The 20,742-nt window shown below is 64.7% G+C and carries 19 protein-coding genes; 6 read left to right on the top strand and 13 right to left on the bottom strand.

The window, feature by feature from the left end; all coding sequences use genetic code 11:
• Positions 1-136 precede the first annotated feature (136 nt).
• On the top strand, positions 137-499 hold the full coding sequence (locus tag ATB98_RS05300) for a DUF883 family protein (RefSeq protein ID WP_066870095.1): 363 nt from the start codon (positions 137-139) through the stop codon (positions 497-499).
• Between the two features lie 133 nt (positions 500-632).
• The gene (locus ATB98_RS05305) at positions 633-1,070 is read left to right on the top strand and encodes a hypothetical protein (RefSeq protein ID WP_066870098.1); all 438 of its coding nucleotides are present in this window, start codon (positions 633-635) and stop codon (positions 1,068-1,070) included.
• A gap of 26 nt (positions 1,071-1,096) precedes the next feature.
• Here ATB98_RS05305 and ATB98_RS05310 read toward each other — a convergent pair whose 3' ends face one another.
• The 3 genes from ATB98_RS05310 to rsiA1 form a co-directional block, all read right to left on the bottom strand.
• The gene (locus ATB98_RS05310) at positions 1,097-2,599 is read right to left on the bottom strand and encodes a sensor histidine kinase (RefSeq protein ID WP_066870101.1); all 1,503 of its coding nucleotides are present in this window, start codon (positions 2,597-2,599) and stop codon (positions 1,097-1,099) included.
• 201 nt (positions 2,600-2,800) lie between these two features.
• Positions 2,801-3,355, bottom strand: a complete 555-nt coding sequence (locus ATB98_RS05315) for an RNA polymerase sigma factor (RefSeq protein ID WP_066870104.1) — start codon at positions 3,353-3,355, stop codon at positions 2,801-2,803.
• A 7-nt stretch (positions 3,356-3,362) separates the two neighbouring features.
• Positions 3,363-3,524 carry a NepR family anti-sigma factor gene (gene rsiA1, locus ATB98_RS05320; RefSeq protein WP_234781868.1) on the bottom strand — a complete coding sequence of 54 codons (162 nt, stop codon included), beginning with the start codon at positions 3,522-3,524 and terminating at the stop codon, positions 3,363-3,365.
• A gap of 168 nt (positions 3,525-3,692) precedes the next feature.
• On the opposite strand from rsiA1, the gene ATB98_RS05325 reads away from it, so the two are divergent.
• Positions 3,693-4,487: a response regulator gene (locus tag ATB98_RS05325; RefSeq protein ID WP_066870110.1), complete on the top strand. Its 795-nt coding sequence runs from the start codon at positions 3,693-3,695 to the stop codon at positions 4,485-4,487.
• 362 nt (positions 4,488-4,849) lie between these two features.
• Here the strand turns inward: ATB98_RS05325 and ATB98_RS05330 are convergent, their stop codons facing one another.
• From ATB98_RS05330 to ATB98_RS05370, 9 genes are all read right to left on the bottom strand, one after another.
• Positions 4,850-6,433 carry an FGGY-family carbohydrate kinase gene (locus ATB98_RS05330; RefSeq protein ID WP_066870113.1) on the bottom strand — a complete coding sequence of 528 codons (1,584 nt, stop codon included), beginning with the start codon at positions 6,431-6,433 and terminating at the stop codon, positions 4,850-4,852.
• A gap of 75 nt (positions 6,434-6,508) precedes the next feature.
• The gene (locus tag ATB98_RS05335; protein WP_066870116.1) at positions 6,509-7,177 is read right to left on the bottom strand and encodes an HAD family hydrolase; all 669 of its coding nucleotides are present in this window, start codon (positions 7,175-7,177) and stop codon (positions 6,509-6,511) included.
• Positions 7,178-7,181: 4 nt separating this feature from the next.
• Positions 7,182-8,666 carry a mannitol dehydrogenase family protein gene (locus ATB98_RS05340; protein ID WP_066870119.1) on the bottom strand — a complete coding sequence of 495 codons (1,485 nt, stop codon included), beginning with the start codon at positions 8,664-8,666 and terminating at the stop codon, positions 7,182-7,184.
• Between the two features lie 41 nt (positions 8,667-8,707).
• Entirely contained in the window at positions 8,708-9,481 is a 774-nt protein-coding gene (locus tag ATB98_RS05345; protein WP_066870122.1) for an L-iditol 2-dehydrogenase, read from the bottom strand.
• Complete coding sequence (locus ATB98_RS05350) at positions 9,478-10,479, bottom strand: ABC transporter ATP-binding protein (RefSeq protein ID WP_066870125.1); 1,002 nt, start codon at positions 10,477-10,479, stop codon at positions 9,478-9,480. Before ATB98_RS05350 ends, ATB98_RS05345 begins: the two co-directional genes overlap by 4 nt.
• Positions 10,480-10,509: 30 nt before the next feature.
• A complete protein-coding gene (locus tag ATB98_RS05355; RefSeq protein ID WP_066870128.1) occupies positions 10,510-11,340 on the bottom strand; it encodes a carbohydrate ABC transporter permease in 831 nt (276 codons plus the stop codon).
• Positions 11,341-11,345: 5 nt separating this feature from the next.
• The gene (locus ATB98_RS05360) at positions 11,346-12,218 is read right to left on the bottom strand and encodes a carbohydrate ABC transporter permease (RefSeq protein ID WP_066870131.1); all 873 of its coding nucleotides are present in this window, start codon (positions 12,216-12,218) and stop codon (positions 11,346-11,348) included.
• Between the two features lie 191 nt (positions 12,219-12,409).
• Positions 12,410-13,720 carry an ABC transporter substrate-binding protein gene (locus tag ATB98_RS05365; protein WP_066870134.1) on the bottom strand — a complete coding sequence of 437 codons (1,311 nt, stop codon included), beginning with the start codon at positions 13,718-13,720 and terminating at the stop codon, positions 12,410-12,412.
• A 201-nt stretch (positions 13,721-13,921) separates the two neighbouring features.
• Entirely contained in the window at positions 13,922-14,875 is a 954-nt protein-coding gene (locus tag ATB98_RS05370) for a sugar-binding transcriptional regulator (RefSeq protein ID WP_066870137.1), read from the bottom strand.
• A 203-nt stretch (positions 14,876-15,078) separates the two neighbouring features.
• Between ATB98_RS05370 and ATB98_RS05375 the strand changes: the two genes are divergently transcribed.
• The 3 genes from ATB98_RS05375 (at position 15,079) to ATB98_RS05385 (ending at position 19,689) form a co-directional block, all read left to right on the top strand.
• Positions 15,079-16,440: an NAD(P)-dependent oxidoreductase gene (locus tag ATB98_RS05375; RefSeq protein WP_066870140.1), complete on the top strand. Its 1,362-nt coding sequence runs from the start codon at positions 15,079-15,081 to the stop codon at positions 16,438-16,440.
• Positions 16,441-16,471: 31 nt separating this feature from the next.
• Positions 16,472-17,785, top strand: a complete 1,314-nt coding sequence (gene preA / locus ATB98_RS05380) for an NAD-dependent dihydropyrimidine dehydrogenase subunit PreA (RefSeq protein WP_066870141.1) — start codon at positions 16,472-16,474, stop codon at positions 17,783-17,785.
• Positions 17,786-18,021: 236 nt separating this feature from the next.
• Positions 18,022-19,689 (top strand): adenylate/guanylate cyclase domain-containing protein, encoded by a 1,668-nt coding sequence (locus ATB98_RS05385; RefSeq protein WP_066870145.1) that lies wholly within the window; start codon positions 18,022-18,024, stop codon positions 19,687-19,689.
• Positions 19,690-19,878: 189 nt separating this feature from the next.
• Here the strand turns inward: ATB98_RS05385 and rutR are convergent, their stop codons facing one another.
• Complete coding sequence (gene rutR, locus ATB98_RS05390) at positions 19,879-20,520, bottom strand: HTH-type transcriptional regulator RutR (protein ID WP_066870148.1); 642 nt, start codon at positions 20,518-20,520, stop codon at positions 19,879-19,881.
• Between the last annotated feature and the right edge of the window lie 222 nt (positions 20,521-20,742).

Genomic DNA, 20,742 nt, shown 5'->3' on the forward strand with positions numbered 1-20,742 from the left:
AATCGTTCCCTCACGCGTTGTCCGCTAGCCGGCCGCGCGCGCGCCGGCGCGGTGGAGGAGTCCGTCTCCTCGACCCGAGCATCGATCATGCGCCGGGCCCATCGCCGGCCGGCGCCACAGCGTAGGGAGCAAACCCATGGCCACAGGTCTCTTCTCAAGTTCGAGCACCAGGAAGCGCAACGGAAGCGCGAGCGATCCCTCGATCGAGGATCAGCTTCAGGAAATCCGGGAAGACATCGGCAAGCTCGTGTCCTTGATCGCCGACCGCGGCGTCACCGCCTCCCATGACGCGAAGGCCAAAGCGCGGGGTGCCCGCGATCAGGCCGAAGCCGACCTGCAGGAGCTCCTGGCAAGCGGCGAGCGGATGCTTTCCGACCTGCGCAGCCGCTATGCCGACACGGAAAGGGAAATCCGCAGGGCGGTACGCGAACATCCGATCGCAACCGTCAGCACAGCCGCCGTGATCGGGCTTGTCGTGGCGGCGCTCCTGCGCCGATGAGTGGCTGGTGATGATCTCGGGGAGCCTTTGGCGAGAACAAAGGAGAGCGCGCATCGCCTGCCTGCGGCCTCGCGCCCCCATGCCTTTCCATCAATCCAATCATCGTGATCTCGTGTGACCGGGAGACATTCATATGCGAACGCTCGGGACTGCCCTGTCCGGCCTGATGGCGATCGACGTCACCGCGGCGGCATCGCGTTACAAACGCAACGCGGTCCTGTGGATCGTCATCGCCTTGCTTCTCGCCACCGCCTATGTGTTCACGCTCGTGGCGATCGCGCTTCTGCTCGCCGACCGCTATTCGCCCCTCGCCGCCGCGACGATCATGGCGGCCGTATTGTTCGTGACGGCCCTGATCCTCATCGGCGTCATGGCAGCCCTCTCGGCCCGCGACCGCAGGCGCGCGGAGGATCGCCGCCGCCGCGCGGCGCTGCAGACGAATCTGGCGCTTGTCGCCGCCGGCAGCCTGCTGCGCACGCAGCCTCTGATCGCCCTCGGCGCGGCCGTTGCCATCAGCGCCCTGCTCGGCCTCGGCAGGGGTCGGCGAAAGAGCGAAGAGCGAAGACGCTGAGCTCCGAGCGGAGCGCGCGTTTGCCCCTATAGTGGCAGCCGTATCAGCGCGGTGACGCCGCCCGGCAGGTATTCGACCTTGACCGAGCTGCCGATAACCTTGTCGAGGCTGCGCTCGATCAGGATCGAGCCGAAGCCGCGTCGGCATGGCTCGCGAACGGGCGGGCCGCCCACTTCGGTCCAGGTCAGATGAAGCACGGATTCCCGATCGTCGACGCTGCGCGCCGTCAGCACGATCTTGCCCCTCGGCACCGAAAGCGCGCCGTATTTCACGGCATTGGTCGCCAGCTCGTGGAGCACCAGCCCGAGCCCCACGGCCTGATCCGGCCCCAAGAGTATCTCGTCCTTGTGAAGCTCGACCTGCTGGTCATAGTCGCTGACATAGGGCGCCAACTGCTTGGAAATCAGCTCCGACAGGCGGATCGTGCCCCATTCGTAATCGGACAGAAGCACATGCGCCTCGGAGATCGCCTGCAGCCGGCCGGCGAAGGCGGTCATGAACTCCGCGGGATCGCTCGTCTGCCGCAGCGTCTGGCGGGCGAGCGACTGCAGCATTGCGAGCGTATTCTTGACCCGGTGGTTCAGCTCCTTCAGGAGCAGCCGGGTCCGCTGTACCGAGGCCTGCTGATCCGAGACGTCGACCGTCATGCCGAGGAAGGTCACCGGCGCGCCCTTGCTGTCGCGATCGTGCACGCGGCCGCGGCCGAGCAGCCACCGGCCATTGGCGCCGATGCGAAACATGCCGTCATATTCTTCGTTGGCGGCCATCGCCTGCCGGAGCTTGGAAAAGGTCGGGAGGCGGTCATCCGGATGGATGGCCGAGAAGACGGCCTTCGCACCGATCGTCCGCTCCGGCGGAAGACCGAACATGCGCATCATCGCGCCATTGCCGGCGACGGTCCCCGCGCCGATGTCCCAGAGCCAGCTCCCGACATTGGCGGCGTCGAGCGCCATGGCGAGCCGCTGCTCCTCGCGCGAGAGGGCGGCCTCCTTGAGGGCCCGCCGGCGCGACTCGTCCTTCAGCCTGAACAGCGAAGCGGCGATGCCGGCGAGCCGCTGCAGTTCGTCCTGCTGTCTTGCCGAGACCTCTGAGCGAGGCGCGACATCGAGGACCGACACCGTACCGACCGCCTGCCCATCGAGCATGATCGGAGCGCCGGCATAGAACCGCAGGAAGGGCGCCTGCGCGACCCTCCGCCGATGGCGGAACGTCGGATGCCGCGACGCGTCGAGCACGACGAAGCCGCGCTCCTCGCCATCGGCGATCGTATGGCTGCAAAAGGAATCCGCCGCGCGAAGACGCGTTTCCGTCGTGCCGACGGTGGCCTTCAGCCATTGCCATTCGCGATCGACAAGGCTGACGCGGGCGATCGGGGCATCGAAGAGGCTCGCCGCAAGGCGCGCCAGCGCGTCGAAATCGCCGTCCGGTATCGACATGTCCGGCACGGCGGCATGGAGCACGGTGAGCCGCTGCGGCGCGTCGAGCACCTCGGTCAGCGCGGGAAGCATCGCTTCTGTCCTGTCACGCATTCTGCCTGAATCCAAACCGGACACCCTCCACCCAAAAAACCGCCACGGCAGCCTGGCTCTATGGGATCATTAGATCGGCACCGATTTAAGGACAAATATGCAGCAATTCACAATATCGCCGCAACTTCGCTCATCCGGATGCCACAGGTCAGCCGTCAACCAGGGTGGACTGCAACGGTTGCCCATGAAAACACCCGGATTTCAGGAAACGAAAGCGCGCGACGTGATGGGGGCGGACGTCTCGTCCGGACCGTAGTCGTTCTCGCCCCGCACCTGGAGAATTTCCTGCAGGCGCTGGCGCGCGCGATTGACGCGGCTCTTGATCGTGCCGAGCGCGCAGCCGCAGATCGTGGCCGCTTCTTCATAGGAGAAGCCCGACGCTCCGACGAGAATGATCGCCTCGCGCTGGTCCGGGGGCAGCTTGTCCAGCGCGCGACGGAAATCCTGGAGGTCGAGCGAGCCGTACTGCTCGGGGTGGTGGGCAAGCGTCTCGGTCAGGTGACCGTCACTGTCCTGCACCTCGCGGCCGCGCTTGCGCATCTGGCTGTAGAGCTCGTTGCGCAGGATCGTGAAGAGCCAGGCCTTCATGTTGGTGCCCATCTCGAAATGGTCCTGCTTGGCCCAGGCCTTCATGATCGTGTCCTGCACGAGATCGTCGGCACGGTCGTGCCGCCCGATCAGCGACATCGCGAAGGCGCGCAGACTCGGCAGGGCGGCAAGCATCTCACGCTTGAAGTCGTTGTTTTCGGGTGACATCCGGCGCCTACTCCTTGCCGCGCGCAACAGACCGTTCCGCGGCCTCCAGCTTCTCCAGCAGATCGAGAAAGCGAGCCGGTATCGCCTCCTCCTGTACCGATTGATAGAGGGCTTTCAACTTGACCGCAATCTGGACGTTCGGATCGTCACCCGACGGTCTTTTGCCCATGGCCCGTCCTGCCCCTGAAGTATGTCTCATTGTTGCAACTGTCGCTCTCGGAAAGTTCGCCTCCACCATAACGCGTCGGAAAAATGAAATGTTCCCGGGTGGAACCTTTTTTTCGGGAGAACGTTTCCGCGTCGAACTCAAATGATACTTGGATTGAGGGAGTCCAGCATGACATTATCAACCCGGATTGCTCCATTCCTACCTTATCTGCGCCGCTATTCGCGCGCCTTGACCGGCTCCCAGACCTCCGGCGACGCCTATGTCGCGGCCGTATTGGAAGCGCTGATCACCGACACGTCGATCTTTCCCGATGCGAGCAGCGACAGGGTCGCACTGTTCCGTCTTTTCACCTCCCTGTTCGGCTCGTCCTCCGTTCTCGCTCCGGAGCCCGTTTCTCCCTTCGCCTGGGAAAAGCGGACATCCGTGAATCTGGCTGCCGTCTCACCGCTCGCCCGGCAGGCCTTCCTGCTCGTGTCGGTCGAGGGCTTCAGCCCTCAGGAAGCTGCGGAGGTGCTCGACGTGGACAATTCCAAGCTCTCGGCACTCCTCGATCGCGCCTCGCAGGAGATCTCGCGCCAGGTCGCGACGGACATCCTGATCATCGAGGACGAGCCGCTGATCGCGATCGACATCGAACAGATGGTCGAAAGCCTCGGCCACCGCGTGACCGGCATCGCCCGAACCAAGGACGAAGCCGTCGCGCTCTTCGAGTCGACCAAGCCGAACATGGTTCTCGCCGATATCCAGCTCGCCGACGGCAGCTCCGGCATCGATGCCGTCAACGAAATCCTGAAGACGAGCGCGGTTCCGGTGATTTTCATCACCGCCTTCCCCGAACGGCTGCTGACGGGCGAAAGGCCCGAGCCGACGTTCCTGGTCACCAAGCCCTTCAACCCGGAAATGGTGAAGGCGCTGATCAGCCAGGCGCTGTTCTTCAACGAATCGACGAAAGCCGCCGCGTAGAACGGCGTCGCTTGCGGAAAAAACGAACGGATGGAGCGGTGGGCGAACGACTTCCGCTCTATCCGGGCTGAGCTGGCCCCAGAATCCCGCGAACGATCTGCCCGATATTCCCAAAGACAACGCGCAACAAGCAGCCCATCCGGCTAACGCAAAACAGCCAGTGCCGAGGGAAAGGGCACTGGCTGAGCTTTGGCAACTCACTGAGGGGATGTGAGTTGGCAACCGGCGGTATGCCTCCGACGTCACATTGGGGGCCATGTGCGTCACCGTCCGGTCATCGCCAATAATGCGCAGGGACGAAAAAGGTTCCGAAAAAGTTGGGAGGGATGAACGGTGATGATCGCGCCGGCATCCGTGCCGCTTTATTCGATCGATTCGAGCTCCGCGCGGTGCCGGTAAAGCGCGAGGAACCGCCGGTAATCCCGGTCGTAGATGCGGCTCGGCGCAGGATCGGGCAACCGCTCTTTCCCTCCCGACGCCATCGCCGCGCCGGCGCCCGCGAGATCGCGGTAGAGATTGCCGGCGACGGCCGCCGCCATCGCCGTGCCGAGCAGCACGGCATCGGGCGTCTCTGGCGCGACCACGCGGCAGCCCGTCGCGTCTGAGTAGAGCTCCATCAACAGGGGATTGCGCACATGGCCGCCGGTCACGTGCAGCGTATCGAGCTGGTAGCCTGCCTCCTTCATCATTTCGAGAATATGGCGGATACCGAGCGCGATCGCGACGCAGGTCCGCCAGTAGAGACGGCAAAGGGCGTCGAAGGAGGCGTCGAGCGCCAGCCCGCTGACGACCCCGAGCGCATGCGGATCGGCAAGCGGCGAACGGTTGCCGTGAAAATCCGGCAGCACATGCAGGCGATCGGCGAAGCCGGCGCCGTGAAGGGCGCGCAATTCCTGCACGCGCTCGATGATCTTCGCGTGGGTTTCGGCCGACGGCACCAGCCCGCCGCCGTGCACGCGCACGATGTGATCGAGCAACGCTCCGGTCGCCGATTGGCCGCCCTCGATCAGCCAAAGGCCGGGCAGAACCGCCTCGAAATAAGGACCCCACATGCCGAAGCCGGGTTTCATGTCCCTGGAGAAGGCGACGATGCAGCTAGACGTCCCGCCGATCAGCGCGAGCTGGCGTTCGAGCTGTTGCGGATCGTTGGCAAACCCGCCGAGCACGCCGAGCGCCCCCGCATAGGCATCGATCAGGCCCGGCGCCACCCGGCATTCGGTGTCGAGCCCCAGTTCCTCCGCCGCCCGCGCGGTCAGGCTCCCGACGGCGTGTTCCACCGGCAGCGTCTCCTCGGGCAGTCCGCCGCGCTCAAGAAGGTCCCCGAGCCCGATCCGTTCCAGATAGTCCCGCTGCCAGCCGCGCTCCTTATGGGCGAGGTAATTCCATTTCGCCGTCAGCGTGCAGCGCGATCGGGCCGCGTCGCCCGTGGCCCGCCAGGACATATAGTCCGCGAGATCGAAGAAGTAGCCCGCCTTCCCCCACCGGTCCGGAAGATTCCGCTTCAGCCACATCAGCTTCGGCATCTCCATCTCCGGCGACATCACCCGCCCGGAATGATCGAGAACCGGATGCCCGGTCGCCGTGCAGAAGTCGGCCTCCGCGAGCGCCCGGTGGTCGAGCCAGACGATCGTGTCCCAGCGGGCCTCGCCCTGGCGATTGACCGAGAGCGGCGCGCCGTCACGGTCGCGCACCACAAGCGAACAGGTGGCGTCGAAGCCGATCGCCGCGATGCTTGCCGCCGCCACGCCGGCCTTCTCGCGGGCCGCCCTCACCGCTTCGCAGGCGGCTGCCCAGATGTCCTCGGAATCGTGCTCGGCGTGGTTTTCCTCCGGCCGGTTCATCGCGATCGGCCGGTCGGCACGCGCGAGAAGCGTGCCCCGCCGATCGAAGATGCCGGCGCGGGCGCTGCCGGTTCCGATATCGACCGCCACGACATGTTCGCGCATCAATGATGTCCCCGCCCCGCGATGATGGATTTGTGGATTCGGACGGACGACGCGCACTGCGCCGCCCTGCTCTCGCTATTGCCGGACAAACTGTATCAATTCGCCCATGTCGTCAAACAGCACGTCGGGATCGAGGCTGGCGAGCGCGTGCCGGTGGCGGTCGTTGCGTGCGTGGCTGGCGCCGGCGAAGGCAAAGACGCGCATGCCGGCGGCCTTTGCCGCCTCGATGCCGGCCGGGCTGTCCTCGACGACGATGCAGTCTGCCGGCCGGTAACCCATTGCGGCACTCGCATGCAGGAAGAGATCGGGTGCTGGCTTGCCGCGTGCCACCATGCTGGCGCTGAAGATGCGCGGCTCGAAAAGATCGATCAGTCCCGTCACCGTCAGCGACAGGCGGATGCGTTCCGGTTGGCTCGAGGAGGCGACGCAGCAGGCGGCGTCGAGCCGCTCGACGGCTTCCCTTACCCCCGCGACCGGTTTCAGTTCCTCGCGGAACCGCGCATAGAGCCGGGTCCGCATGGCCTCGAGGAAAGCGTCGTCCGTCGCAAGGCCGTGCTCGTCGTGCAGGATCGCGGACATGCTCTTCAGGCTGCGGCCGAGGAAGCGTTCGCTCGCCTCCTCCGTCGTCATCGACACGCCGGCCGCCTCAAGCGACTCGACCAGCACGCCGAGCGAGATCGGTTCGCTGTCCACCAGCACGCCATCGCAGTCGAAAATGACCAATCTGGAGGCGTGCTCCGCCATCGCACTAATCCCCGAGTTTGCCGTCCAGATAGAGCTGGAGCGTGGCGCGCGTACCCTTTTCCCAAAGTGTTTTCAAGGCGTGGGCGAAGCGCCGGCGGAAAAGGTCCGACTGCGCGACCTCGCCGAAAATGTCGGAAAGGGCGAGGAAGGCCATCGGATCGTCCTTGGCCGCAAGCGCCGCCGCCTGCAGCCGGTCGGCGCTGGCGTCATTGAAGGCGATCTCCTTGCCGCTGTCGGACTTGCCGGCGAAGTAGCGGCACCAGAGCGCCGAGACCAGAGACAGGCCGACCACGTCCTCGCCGCGGCGCAGGCGATCCGCCGTCGACGGCAGGATGAATTTCGGCTGCCGGTTCGACCCGTCCTGCGCCAGCCGCGCGATCGTGTCGCCTATCTTCGGATTGGAAAACCGCGTCTCGATGAGCTTGTAATAATCCTTGAGATCGGTGTTCGGGACCGGCGGGATGACCGGGATGATCTCGTCATGCTCGAGCTTCGCCAGGAAGCCCCTGATCAGCGGCTCCTCCATCGCCTCGTGGACGAAGTGGATGTCGAGCAGCGCGGCCGGATAGGCGATCGCCGCATGGCCGCCGTTGAGGATCCGGATCTTCATGTGCTCGTAAGGCGCGACATCCGGGACGAATTGCACGCCGACCTCTTCGAGCGCCGGGCGGCCCTGGGGAAAATGGTCCTCGAGCACCCATTGCTTGAACTCTTCGCAAAAAACCGGCCAGTGGTCGTCGATGCCGTAATCCGAGGCGACGATGCCGATTTCACGTGGGCCCGTCGCGGGTGTGATGCGGTCGACCATGCCGTTCGGAAAGGCGACATTGGCGTCGATCCAATCGGCGAAAGCCGGATCGGACAGGCGCGCGAGGCCGGAAACGGCCGCATGGGTCACCTCGCCATTGCCGGGGATATTGTCGCAGGACATCACGGTGAACGGCGGAATGCCCTTCGCCCTGCGCGCCGCAAGACCGGCGAGAATGAGGCCGAAGACCGTCTTCGGTGCCGTCGGGTTCTGCGCATCCGCGACGATCGCCGGATGGGTGGGATTGAACACGCCCGAGGCGGGATCGATGAAATAGCCGCCTTCGGTGATCGTCAGGGAGACGATGCGGATGAACGGGCTTGCGAGTTGCGCCACGATCGCCGGCGTATCCCCCGGCTTCAGATAGGCGATCATCGCACCCGTCACATGCGCGGCCGTGCGGTTGTTGTCCTGCTCGACCACCGTCGTCAGGAAGTCCTGCGCCTCGAGCTTGCCGCGCATGACCTCGTCGGAAGGCAGGACGCCGGCGCCGATGATCGCCCAGTCGTGGTCACGCCCGAGATTGAAGAGATCATCGAGATAGACGGCCTGGTGCGCCCGATGGAAGTTGCCGACGCCGAAGTGGACGATGCCGGCCCTGAGGGCATGCCGGTCGTAGTTCGGAACGCCGGCCCTGGCTTTGATCGCATCGAGTGCGGCGAGGGAAAGTTTGGTCGTCATCCTGTCATTCCTTTCGGGAGGCCGTCGCTTGGAATGAGGCGTCAGCTCATCCAGTTGCCGCCGTCGACGTTGTAGGTCTGCGCCACGACGTAGTCGCTCTCCGACGAGGCAAGAAAGATCGCCATCCCGGTCAGGTCCTCGGCCGTGCCCATGCGGCCATAGGGAACGGCCTCGCCGACCAGCCGCTTCTTCTCGCCGAGCGGCCGGTTTTCATATCTGGCGAAGAGCGCGTCCACCCCCTCCCAGTGCTCGCCGTCGACGACACCCGGGGCGATGGCGTTGACGTTGATGCGGTGCTTGATCAGATCGAGGCCGGCGGACTGGGTGAGGCTGATGACCGCCGCCTTGGTGGCGCAATAGACCGCCACCAGCGCCTCGCCGCGCCGGCCCGCCTGGCTCGCCATGTTGATGATCTTCCCGCCCCGCCCCTGCGCGATCATCTGCTTTGCCGCCGCCTGCATGGTGAAGAGCGTGCCGGCGACGTTGATCGAGAACAGTTTCTCGTAGCTCTCGCGGGTGATCTCGACGATCGGCGCAAGATCGAAGAGCGCGGCATTGTTGATCAGGATATCGAGCCCGCCGGCGCGCCCGACAACCGCGGCGACCGCCGCGTCGATCGAGTCCTGCCGGGTCACGTCGATCTCGACGGCATAGGCGGCCGGCCCGATTTCCGCGGCCGTTTCCTTCGCCCGCTCGATGTTGATGTCGGCGATCGCGACGGTGGCGCCTTCGCGCACATAGGCTTCCGCGAAGGCGCGGCCGATACCCCGCGCCGATCCGGTGATCAGCGCACTCTTTCCTTCGAGACGTTTCATCGAATTGCCATTCCCTTTTCGTCAAACCGGTGCACGCGCTGCGGGTCCGGCGTCAGGAAGACCTGGTCGCCATGGGTGACGGCGAAGTCGCCGCTGACGCGCGCCGTCAATGTGCCGATGCCGTCGGCGTTCACGTGCAGGAAGGTGTCGGAGCCGAGATGTTCGGCGACGCCGACCGTGCCCCGCCACGAGCCCTGGTCCTTCGAGAGCACGAGGTGCTCCGGGCGCACGCCGATCGTGTGGGCCTGGTGGGCGGCCGCCGACGCGCCGGAAATGAAGTTCATCTTCGGAGAGCCGATGAAGCCGGCAACGAAGAGGTTGTCGGGCTTGTGATAGAGATCGAGGGGCGAGCCGACCTGCTCGATGCGGCCGCGGTTCAGGACGACGATCTTGTCGGCCATGGTCATCGCCTCCACCTGGTCGTGGGTGACGTAGATCATCGTCGTCTTCAATTGCTGGTGAAGCTGGCTGATCTCGAGCCGCATGTTGACGCGCAGCGCCGCATCGAGGTTCGAGAGCGGCTCGTCGAACAGGAAGGCCTCCGGCTGACGGACGATCGCCCGGCCGATGGCGACGCGCTGGCGCTGGCCGCCGGAGAGCTGACGCGGCTTGCGGTCGAGGTAGTCGGTGAGGTTCAGCACGCGGGCGGCATCCTCGACCTTCTTGTCGATCACCGCCTTGTCCTCGCCCGCCATCTTCAGGGGGAAGGCGATGTTGGAGCGCACGCTCATGTGCGGATAGAGCGCATAGGACTGGAACACCATCGAAAGGCCGCGCTTCGCCGGCGGCAGGTCGGTGGTGTTCTTGCCGTCGATGATGATCTCGCCGTCGCTGACGTCCTCGAGGCCGGCGATCAGCCGCAGAAGCGTGGACTTGCCGCAGCCGGAGGGGCCGACGAAGACGACGAACTCGCCGTCATGGATGTCGAGGTCGATCGACGGGATGACGGCGTGGGCGCCGAAAACCTTCGATACATTCTTGAGTGTGATGCTTCCCATGGTCGTATCCTTATTTGAGCCGCGCCGCCCTTATTTGACCGCACCGAAAGTGAGGCCGCGTACGAGCTGCTTCTGCGAGAACCAGCCGAGAATGAGGATGGGGGCGATCGCCATCGTCGAGGCTGCCGAGAGCTTCGCGTAGAAGAGGCCCTCCGGGCTCGAATAGGAGGCGATGAAGGCCGTGAGCGGTGCGGCCTTGGCGGCGCTGAGGTTCAGGGTCCAGAACGCCTCGTTCCAGGCGAGGATGATGTTCAACAGCAGCGTCGAGGCGATCCCGGGGATTGCCATCGGCGTCAGCACGTAGACGATCTCCTTGGCGAGCGAGGCCCCGTCCATGCGTGCCGCTTCGAGGATCTCGCCCGGGATCTCCTTGAAATAGGTGTAGAGCATCCAGATGATGATCGGCAGGTTGATCAGCGTCAGCACGATGACCAGCCCGGTGCGCGTGTCGAGAAGTCCGGTATTGCGGAATATCAGATACATCGGCACCAGCACGCCGACCGGCGGCATCATCTTGGTGGAGAGCATCCACATCAGGACGTCCTTCGTCCGCTTCGTCGGTGCGAAGGCCATCGCCCAGGCCGACGGAATGGCGATCACCAGGCCGAGCAGCGTCGAGCCGAAGGAGACGACCACCGAGTTCATGAAGTGCTTGAAATAGTCGGACCGGCTCTGCACTTCGAAATAGTTCTCCGTCGTCCAATCGAAGAAGAGGAAGACCGGCGGCGAGGCGATCGCCTGCGCCTCCGTCTTGAAGCTCGTCAGGAAGGTCCAGAGGATCGGAAAGAAGATCAGGATGGCGATCGTCCAGGCGACGACCGTGGTGAGCAGTTTGCGCTGGGTCGAAACGTTGCGTGCCATGGGGTTCAAGCCTCCAGCGTCTTGCCGATCATGCGCATCAGGAAGAATGCGACGATGTTGGCGAGGATGACCGCGATGATGCCGCCGGCCGAAGCGCCGCCCACGTCGAACTGCAGGAGAGCCTGGGCGTAGACGAGGAATGTCAGGTTGGTGCTCTGCGTGCCCGGGCCGCCGTTCGTGGTGACGAGGATTTCCGCAAAGACCGACAAGAGGAAGATCGTCTGGATCAGGATGACGACGGTGATCGCGCGCGACAGATGCGGCAGCACGAGATAGACGAAGCGGCTCCAGGCGCCGGCACCGTCCATCTGCGCGGCCTCCTTCTGCTCCTCGTCGAGCGACTGCAGCGCCGTCAGCAGGATCAGCGTCGCGAAGGGCAGCCATTGCCAGGCGACGATGAGGATGATCGAGAAAAGCGGCGCATTGGCGAGGAAATCGAAGGGCTGCAGGCCGACGAGCTTGGCGAGCCAGGCGAACAGCCCGTTCACGGGGTTCATGAACATGTTCTTCCAGACGAGCGCGGCGACCGTCGGCATGATGAGGAAGGGCGCGATCACCAGGATGCGCACGATCCCCTGCCCGAACATCTGCTGGTCGAGAAGGAGCGCCAGTGCGATGCCGCCCACCACGGTGATGAAGAGCACGCCGATGACGATCGCAAGCGTGTTGAAGATCGCCTGGAAGAAAGCCGGATCGGTCAGGAAGTAGGTGTAGTTGGTAAGGCCCGCGAACTCCTCCATCCCCGGCATCAGCAGATTGTAGCGCAGGAGCGAGAAGTAGATCGTCAGCGCCAGCGGCACGATCATCCAGGCCAGGAGCAGAAGCACCGAAGGTGCGATCATCAGCCGCGCGGCGGAGCGGGTATGCAAGGTCGCCATGGCGTCCCCCGTGTGATGTCAACGCTGTTCCAAGAAAAGGCAGGCGCTTGGCGCCTGCCGGATGCGCCCGTGCAGCATCCGAAAAGGCAGAGCGGGACGGGGACCGAAGGTGATGTCCCCCTTGCCTCGTCCCGCTCCGAGGTTGCCGGAGTACCGGCCGTTGCCGGCCGGCACCCCAGCCCTTGGGAGCCTCACTTGATGTAGCCGGCCTTGGTCATCTCGCGGGTCGCCAGCTGCTGCGCGCTGGCAAGCGCCTGGTCGACGCTCATCTGACCGGCGAGTGCCGCCGAGAACACCTGCCCGACAGCCGTGCCGAGACCCTGGAATTCCGGTATGGCGACGAACTGCACGCCGACATAGGGCACCGGCTTGACGGCCGGGTTCTTCGGATCGGCGGAGTTGATCGAGTCCAGCGTCATCTTCGCGAAGGGGGCCGCCTTCTGATACTCGGGATTCTCGTAGAGCGAGGTCCGTGTGCCGGGAGGAACGTTCGCCCAGCCTTCCTTTTCCGCGACGAGCTTCAGGTAGTCCTTGCCGGTCGCCCAGCCGATGAACTTCTGGGCGGCATCCGATTTCTGCGAGCCGGCGGGAACCGCGAGGCTCCAGGCCCACAGCCAGTTGCCGCGCTTGCCGAGCCCCTTGTCCGGAGCGAGCGCGAAGCCCACCTTGTCGGCAACCGTCGATTCGTTCGGGTTGGTCACGAAGGAGGCGGCAACGGTCGCGTCGATCCACATGCCGCACTTGCCCGTCTGGAACAGCGACAGGTTCTCGTTGAAGCCGTTGGACGAGGCACCGGGCGGGCCGGCATCGTTCATCAGCTTGACGTAGAACTCCATCGTCTCCTTCCATTCCGGCTGGTCGAACTGGGGCTTCCAGTTCTCGTCGAACCAGCGCGCCCCGAAGGAATTTGCCGTCGCCGTCAGGAAGGCCATGTTCTCGCCCCAGCCGGCCTTGCCGCGCAGGCAGATGCCGTAGACCTCGTTGTCCTTGTCGGTGATCTTGCGAGCGGCGTCGGCGATGAAGTCCCAGGTCGGCGCGTCGGGCATGGTCAGCCCGGCCTTCTCGAACAGGTCCTTGCGATACATGACCATCGAGCTTTCGCCGTAGAACGGCGCCGCATAGAGCTTGTCGTCGATCGTCAGGCCGCTGCGGATCGCCGGCAGGAGGTCGTCGACGTCGTAGTCGGCACCGAGCTTGTCGAGCGGCAGCAGCCAGCCCTGCTTCGCCCAGATCGGCACTTCATAGGTGCCGATCGTCATGATGTCGTACTGGCCGCCCTTGGTCGCGATGTCCGTCGTCACGCGCTGGCGCAGCACGTTTTCCTCGAGCGTCACCCACTCGAGCTCGATGTCCGGATTCTTCGACGTGAAATCGTCCGCAAGCTTCTGCATCCGGATCATGTCGCCGTTGTTCACGGTCGCAATGGTCAGGGTCTCTGCTTGGGCCAAACCCGCCAGAGCGACTGCCGAGCACGTGCCCAGCAGGAAAGTTCTCAAATTCATCGACTTCCTCCCAGAAGAAATGAGTGAGCATTTGCCTTGCTCGTGAGCAATTACTCACTCGTTGGCGAAAAAAGTCAATCGGCATTCGTCGCTGCGGCGCAACGAAGAGGCTAATGTGCTGGTTTCACAAGGTACTTTTTACAGGGGTCATGCCGCAGCGGCGGTGCCGATCGCAGCGATTCTCAAGCGGCGCGATCCGATTCAGACGCCGAGCAGATAATCCGCGGTGGTTTCGTCGGTGATGAGGCCGTTGATGATCCGGCCCCTGAGGGCTGCACGCAAGGCCTCGTATTTGCGCGGGCCCTTGGCGATGCCTATGACCGAGGCCCGGTCGCGCGGCGGCAGCGGAATCGAGGCAACCCTTTCGTTGATGCTGCCGGTCAAGAGCGCCCCGTCGCGATCGAACATCCAGCCGCAGATCTCGCCGGCCGCCCCTTCCGCCATCAGCCGCGCCATTTCCTCGCGCGCCAGGAACCCGTCCGCGCAAAGCGGCGCGTCGGGCCCGAGTTCACCGACGCCGACGAAGGCGGCATTGGCTTCGGCGCCAAGCTCCAGCGCGATCTTCACGAGACTTTGCTCGTGCAGGACCTCCCTTTCCTGCGCCGAGGAAACCAGGACCGGGAGGGGCATCGGGAAGTGCCGCGCATTGATCGTATCGGCCATCGAGAAGATGACGTTGTAGTAGGCGGCCGAACCGTCGAGCCGGATATTGCCGGTCAGGGACACGATGCGGTGCTGCGGGCATTCCATCGACGGCAACTGGTCGATCGTCGCCTTCAGCGTCCGGCCCGTGCCGATCGCCAGCACCACCGGCTCGGTCGATTTCAGCCAGCGCTCGATCTCCGCCGCCCCGGCCTCGGCGATGCCGACCGTGGTCGACGTCGAGCCGGGGTCGCTCGGAACGACGTCGACGTGCTTCAGCCCATATTTCTCCTTGAGCCGCGCCGCCGCTTCGAGACAGGCGGCGATCGGATGGTCGAGCCGCACCTTGATCAGCCGCTCGGCCATGGCGAGCGACACGAGGCGCTGCGCCGACTGGCGCGAAATGCCCATGATCGAGGCAATCTCGTCCTGGGTGCGGCCGGCGACGTAATAGAGCCAGCCCGCTCGGGCAGCATCGTCCAGCCTGTTGTTGCTTTCCACCCTTCGCGCCATCGCCCTCGGTCTCCTTCCCGTTGATTTGCTGCCACTATTTGCCATGCGCTGTCAAACCGGAGGCGACATGCAACGCGAACGGCGGCTTGCAAGGTCGGTTTTGCCGGGGAATCGCGCCGCATGCGAAGGAAATTTTACCGTTTGATAAAAAAATAAAGCGTGTTACCGTTCCTTGATCCTGAGGACACATTGGGAGCCAAAAAATGGGAACGACGCAGTCTGGGATTCTCGGTGGGCGGCTGCCGCTCGCCGAGTACGAAGCCAATTTCTCCGACCTTCATCCGCCGCTCGACAAGCACGAGGCGCTGGTCGCCGCCGACCGCTGTTATTTCTGTCATGACGCGCCTTGCATGACGGCCTGTCCGACCTCCATCGACATTCCCCTGTTCATCCGCCAGATCGCGACCGGCAATCCGATCGGCTCGGCGAAGACCATCTTCGACCAGAACATTTTGGGCGGCATGTGCGCCCGCGTCTGTCCCACCGAAACGCTCTGCGAGCAGGCCTGCGTGCGCAACACGGCCGAGGAGCGGCCGGTCGAGATCGGCCGCCTGCAACGCTATGCGACCGACACCGCGATGAAGGAGAACAAGCAGTTCTTCACGCGCGCCGCGCGAACCGGCCGCAGGGTCGCCGTCGTCGGCGCCGGTCCGGCCGGACTTGCCTGCGCCCATCGGCTCGCGGTCAAGGGCCACGACGTGGTGATCTACGATGCCCGGGAAAAATCCGGCGGCCTCAACGAATACGGCATCGCCGCTTACAAGTCGGTCGACGACTTCGCCCAGAAGGAGGTCGACTACGTGCTTTCGATCGGCGGCATCGAAGTCCGCCACGGCGAGGCGCTCGGCCGCGACTTCTCCCTCGCCGACCTCGGAGAGCGGTATGACGCCGTCTTCCTCGGCCTCGGCCTCGCCGGCGTCAATGCGCTCAGGGTCGAAGGCGAGAACGGCGCAGGCGTCGAGGATGCCGTCGACTTCATCGCGGCGCTGCGCCAGTCGAAGACCAAGGCCGACATTCCGGTCGGCCGCCGCGTCGTCGTTCTCGGTGGCGGCATGACGGCGATCGACGCGGCCGTCCAGGCGAAGCTGCTCGGCGCCGAGGAAGTGACGATCTGCTACCGCCGCGGCAAGGAGCACATGAACGCCTCCGAGTTCGAACAGGACCTGGCGGCGTCCAAGGGCGTCACCATCCGCCACTGGCTGCAGCCGAAGCGCATTGCGCTTAAGGACGGCAAGGTGGCGGGCATCGAGCTCGAATACACCGCGCTCGTCGAGGGCAAGCTGACGGCGACCGGCGAAACCGGCATCATTGCCGCCGACCAGATCTTCAAGGCCATCGGCCAGACCTTCGATGCCTCCGGCCTCGGCGTATTGCGGATGGAGGGCGGCCGCATCGTCGTCGATCAGGAGGGCCGCACCTCGCTCGCCAAGATCTGGGCGGGCGGCGACTGCGTGCTCGGCGGAGAGGACCTGACGGTTTCCGCCGTCGCCATGGGCCGCGATGCCGCCGAATCGATCGACCGGGTTCTCGCCGCGGCTGAGCCGCTGGCGAGCGCCGTTGCTTGAACGGGCGGAACAGGATCGAGAGGACGAGAAAATGGCTGATCTTCGCAACAATTTCGTCGGGATCAAATCCCCGAACCCGTTCTGGCTCGCCTCGGCGCCGCCGACGGACAAGGCCTATAACGTCGAGCGCGCCTTCAAGGCGGGCTGGGGCGGCGTCGTCTGGAAGACGCTCGGCGAGGAAGGACCGCCGGTCGTCAACGTCAACGGCCCGCGCTATGGCGCGATCTGGGGCGCCGACCGGCGGCTGCTCGGCTTGAACAACATCGAGCTCATAACCGACCGCGATCTCTATGTGAACCTGCGCGAGATGAAGCAGGTGAAGATGAACTGGCCGGACCGGGCACTGATCGCCTCGATCATGGTGCCTTGCGAGGAAAACGCCTGGAAGGCGATCCTGCCGCTCGTCGAGGAGACCGGCGCCGACGGCATCGAGCTCAATTTCGGCTGTCCGCACGGCATGTCGGAGCGCGGCATGGGCTCGGCGGTCGGCCAGGTGCCGGAATATATCGAGATGGTCGTGCGCTGGTGCAAGCAATATACGCGCATGCCGGTGATCACCAAGCTGACGCCGAACATCACCGACATCCGCAAGCCGGCGCGCGCCGCCAAGGCCGGCGGCACCGACGCGGTATCGCTGATCAACACGATAAACTCGATCACCTCGGTCAACCTCGACACCTTCTCGCCGGAACCGTCGATCGACGGCCGCGGCAGCCATGGCGGCTATTGCGGCCCAGCGGTGAAGCCGATCGCGCTCAACATGGTCGCCGAGATCGCCCGCGATCCGGAGACCCACGGCCTGCCGATCTCCGGCATCGGCGGCATCACCACCTGGCGCGATGCGGCCGAGTTCCTGGCGCTCGGCGCCCAAAACGTGCAGGTCTGCACGGCGGCGATGACCTACGGCTTCAAGATCGTCCAGGAAATGATCTCCGGCCTTTCCGACTGGATGGATGCCAAGGGCCACCGGACGCTCGACGACATCTGCGGCCGCGCCGTGCCGAACGTCAGCGACTGGCAATATCTGAACCTCAACTACGTCACCAAGGCGAAGATCGACCAGGACGCCTGCATCAAATGCGGCCGCTGTCACATCGCCTGCGAGGACACCTCGCACCAGGCGATCACGCAGTTCGTCAACGGCGTGCGCCATTTCGAGGTGATCGAGGAGGAATGCGTCGGCTGCAATCTCTGCGTCAACGTCTGTCCGGTCCAGAACTGCATCACCATGGAGCCGCTCGCCGCCGGCACGCTCGACAAGCGCACCGGCAAGCCGGTCGATCCGAATTACGCAAACTGGACGACGCACCCCAACAACCCGATGGCCCGCCAGGCCGCCGAGTAAGCTCGACGATGGAATAGCAAAGCCGCCGGACGTCACCGGCGGCCTTCGCTTTGCGCAGAAAACGGTGTTAACCCATTCGGACCGTTGAACATTCCTAAAAATTGCAGGGTTTCGCCGCTGGTCACGAACGCTGAACAGATTGTGTAGAAAACGTAAGTTGCCGCTACCGGCAATCTGGTTGATAAGGGGGAAAACCAGCAGCGACCGGCGGCCGCCGGCAGACCCGGGCAGACCGTTTGACGATCGTTTCCGCCAATGCGCGCAAGAAGACGCACCTGATTTCCGGTGCCGTGCTCGGCACCTTCGTGCTCTTGCACTTCTTCAATCATTCGCTCGGCCTCGTCTCCATCGACGCGATGGAAGCCGGCCGGCGCATGTTCAACCTCGTCTGGCACAGCGTCCCGGGAACGATCCTTCTCTACGGCGCCCTGCTCGCGCATTTCGTGATGGCGCTCGACAGCCTCTATCGCCGGCAGACGCTGAGGATGCCGGCGGGCGAAGCCCTGAAGATCATCTTCGGCCTGAGCCTGCCTTTTCTGCTGGTGCCCCACGTGGTCGCCGCGCGCGTGGAGCCGCTCCTTTCCGGCATCGATGCAAGCTATCCCGGCATCCTGCGCGTGCTCTGGTCGAGCTCGGCCAACACGGCCCGCCAGACGGTCGCGCTTGTCTTCGTGTGGAGCCACGCCTGCCTCGGCGCCTGGTTCTGGATGCGCGGCCGGGACTGGTTTCCGCGCTACGAATTCCTGCTCTATACCGTCGCCCTGCTCGTGCCGATCTTCGCCCTGCTCGGCTTCGTCAACGGCGCTCGCTCACTGGGCCGCGACTATGCCGAACATGGCGGCTACGGCGATAGCGCCTATGTCAGTCAGCAGCGACGGGTCGATCCCGGCCTCATGGAAGACATCCGCCGGACCTTCTACGGCGGCTTCGCGGCTTTGATTGCGGGAACCTTCGCCCTGCGGGCACTGCCCGTGCGCGGACGCATCCGCGTCCGCTATCCGGACGGACGCATCGCGGCGGTGAGCTCCGGCTTCAGCGTGCTCGAGGCGAGCCGTGCGGCGGGCATTTCCCACGTCGCGGTCTGCGGCGGCCGCGGCCGGTGTTCGACCTGCCGGGTGCGCGTCATCCAGGGCCTCGAAGGCCAGCCGGCGCCCGATGCCGCCGAACGTGCGACGCTCACCCGCATCGGCGCGCCCGACAATGTGCGCCTCGCCTGCCAGTTTCGGCCGGTCCACGACATCAGCGTCGTGCCCATCCTCGACACCGACAGCCTCGGCATCAAGACGCAGATCGCCCGGCAGAACGGCGGCGGCCGCGAGCGCCGCGTCGCGGTGCTCTTCTGCGACCTGCGCGATTTCACCCGCATCGCCGAGCACAGGCTGCCCTACGACACGGTGTTCCTGCTCAACCGCTATTTCGAAATGGTCGGCGAGGCCGTGGAGAGTGCCGGCGGCGTGATCGACAAGTTCATCGGCAACGGGGCGCTGTCGATCTTCGGGCTGAAGACGCCGCTCCAGGAGGCGTGCCGACAGGCGCTCACGGCGACCGTCCGGCTGTCGGCCGGCATTCGCGCCTTGAACGAGACATTCGCAGACGAACTGGACCAGCCGCTGCGGCTCGCCATCGGCCTGCACGCCGGCCCGGCGATCATCGGCGAGATGGGCTATGGCCAGGCAACGTCGCTGACCGCCGTCGGCGATACGATCAACACCGCAAGCCGGCTCGAGGGCCTGGCAAAGGAACACGACGCCGAACTGGCGGTCTCGGCCGAACTCGTCCAGAACGCCGGCCTCAGCCTCGAAGGCCACAGGCGGCTCGACATCGGCCTGCGCGGCCGGCAGGCGACGCTCGAAACCTGGATACTGGGGAGCGCGGCGGAGATTTCCGAGGTGCTGCCGGCGTAAGCGCCCCTCATCCGCCTGCCGGCACCTTCTCCCCGTGAAGACGGGGCGAAGGGATACCGCGGCGCCCTTTGTGCTCCCTTCCGCACGCGGAGAGAGGGGATGTCGGCAGCGCGGCATATCCCTTCTCCCCGTCAGAACGGGGAGAAGGTGCCGGCAGGCGGATGAGGGGCGATCATTTCGGCGCGCCCCCTACTCCCTTACCTGCAGGCCGTCGACGAACAGCCGCTCGAGAAAGCGCGCCGCATCCTCGAAGCGGCCGTCGCCTGCATTCTCCTGGCCGAGCACAGCGCGCACCTGCACGTCGAAATCGGCGTAATGCTGCGTCGTCGACCAGACTGCGAAGATCAGGTGATAGGGATCGCACTTGGCGATCTTGCCGGCCTTGGCCCAGGCGCGGATGACCTCGGCCTTCTCGTCGACCAGTTGCTTCAGCGGCCCCTTGAGCTCGTCCTCGATATGGGGCGCACCTTGCAGGATCTCGTTGGCGAAGAGCCGGCTTTCGCGCGGGAAGTCGCGTGCCATCTCGAGCTTCCGGCGGATATAGCTGCGGATTTCGGCGACCGGATTGCCCTCGGCATTGAACTCGCGCAGCGGATCGAGCCAGGTGTCGAGCACGCGGTCGATGAGCGCCCGGTGCATCGCTTCCTTGGTGCGGAAATAATAGAGGAGGTTCGGCTTCGACATGCCGGCCTTCTCGGCGATCTGGTCGATGGTCGCGCCGCGGAAGCCGTGCGCGGAGAAGACCTCGAGCGCCGCTTCGAGGATCTGCTCCTCCTTTTCCTCCTGGATGCGCGTGCGCCTTTGGGTTCTCGCCGCTCTTGGAAGTGCCATCTCTCCCCCTGCGATACGCTCCGACCTGCCTAAAATTCGGACGCGCCATTTTCTTGAGCAACAACTTCGTTTTTTGTTTTTTCCGGCTTGAGTGCCGCCATGGAAGTTGTAATGTTTACCAACCGGTCAAATTATCAGTCAGTTTGTCGGCAAAGGCAACGACTGATCGAAGGGCAGCAAAACAAGCCCCGATTTGGTCCATGGGAACATGCGGGCTATCCC

Source organism: Sinorhizobium saheli, assembly GCF_001651875.1.
Taxonomy (GTDB): domain Bacteria; phylum Pseudomonadota; class Alphaproteobacteria; order Rhizobiales; family Rhizobiaceae; genus Sinorhizobium; species Sinorhizobium saheli.

Bases quoted from the DNA above. Each gene is read 5' to 3' on its own strand.
- ATB98_RS05300 (WP_066870095.1), top strand. From the start codon at position 137: ATGGCCACAGGTCTCTTCTCAAGTTCGAGCACCAGGAAGCGCAACGGA.
- ATB98_RS05305 (WP_066870098.1), top strand. From the start codon at position 633: ATGCGAACGCTCGGGACTGCCCTGTCCGGCCTGATGGCGATCGACGTC.
- ATB98_RS05310 (WP_066870101.1), bottom strand. From the start codon at position 2,599: ATGCGTGACAGGACAGAAGCGATGCTTCCCGCGCTGACCGAGGTGCTC.
- ATB98_RS05315 (WP_066870104.1), bottom strand. From the start codon at position 3,355: ATGTCACCCGAAAACAACGACTTCAAGCGTGAGATGCTTGCCGCCCTG.
- rsiA1 (WP_234781868.1), bottom strand. From the start codon at position 3,524: ATGGGCAAAAGACCGTCGGGTGACGATCCGAACGTCCAGATTGCGGTC.
- ATB98_RS05325 (WP_066870110.1), top strand. From the start codon at position 3,693: ATGACATTATCAACCCGGATTGCTCCATTCCTACCTTATCTGCGCCGC.
- ATB98_RS05330 (WP_066870113.1), bottom strand. From the start codon at position 6,433: ATGCGCGAACATGTCGTGGCGGTCGATATCGGAACCGGCAGCGCCCGC.
- ATB98_RS05335 (WP_066870116.1), bottom strand. From the start codon at position 7,177: ATGGCGGAGCACGCCTCCAGATTGGTCATTTTCGACTGCGATGGCGTG.
- ATB98_RS05340 (WP_066870119.1), bottom strand. From the start codon at position 8,666: ATGACGACCAAACTTTCCCTCGCCGCACTCGATGCGATCAAAGCCAGG.
- ATB98_RS05345 (WP_066870122.1), bottom strand. From the start codon at position 9,481: ATGAAACGTCTCGAAGGAAAGAGTGCGCTGATCACCGGATCGGCGCGG.
- ATB98_RS05350 (WP_066870125.1), bottom strand. From the start codon at position 10,479: ATGGGAAGCATCACACTCAAGAATGTATCGAAGGTTTTCGGCGCCCAC.
- ATB98_RS05355 (WP_066870128.1), bottom strand. From the start codon at position 11,340: ATGGCACGCAACGTTTCGACCCAGCGCAAACTGCTCACCACGGTCGTC.
- ATB98_RS05360 (WP_066870131.1), bottom strand. From the start codon at position 12,218: ATGGCGACCTTGCATACCCGCTCCGCCGCGCGGCTGATGATCGCACCT.
- ATB98_RS05365 (WP_066870134.1), bottom strand. From the start codon at position 13,720: ATGAATTTGAGAACTTTCCTGCTGGGCACGTGCTCGGCAGTCGCTCTG.
- ATB98_RS05370 (WP_066870137.1), bottom strand. From the start codon at position 14,875: ATGGCGCGAAGGGTGGAAAGCAACAACAGGCTGGACGATGCTGCCCGA.
- ATB98_RS05375 (WP_066870140.1), top strand. From the start codon at position 15,079: ATGGGAACGACGCAGTCTGGGATTCTCGGTGGGCGGCTGCCGCTCGCC.
- preA (WP_066870141.1), top strand. From the start codon at position 16,472: ATGGCTGATCTTCGCAACAATTTCGTCGGGATCAAATCCCCGAACCCG.
- rutR (WP_066870148.1), bottom strand. From the start codon at position 20,520: ATGGCACTTCCAAGAGCGGCGAGAACCCAAAGGCGCACGCGCATCCAG.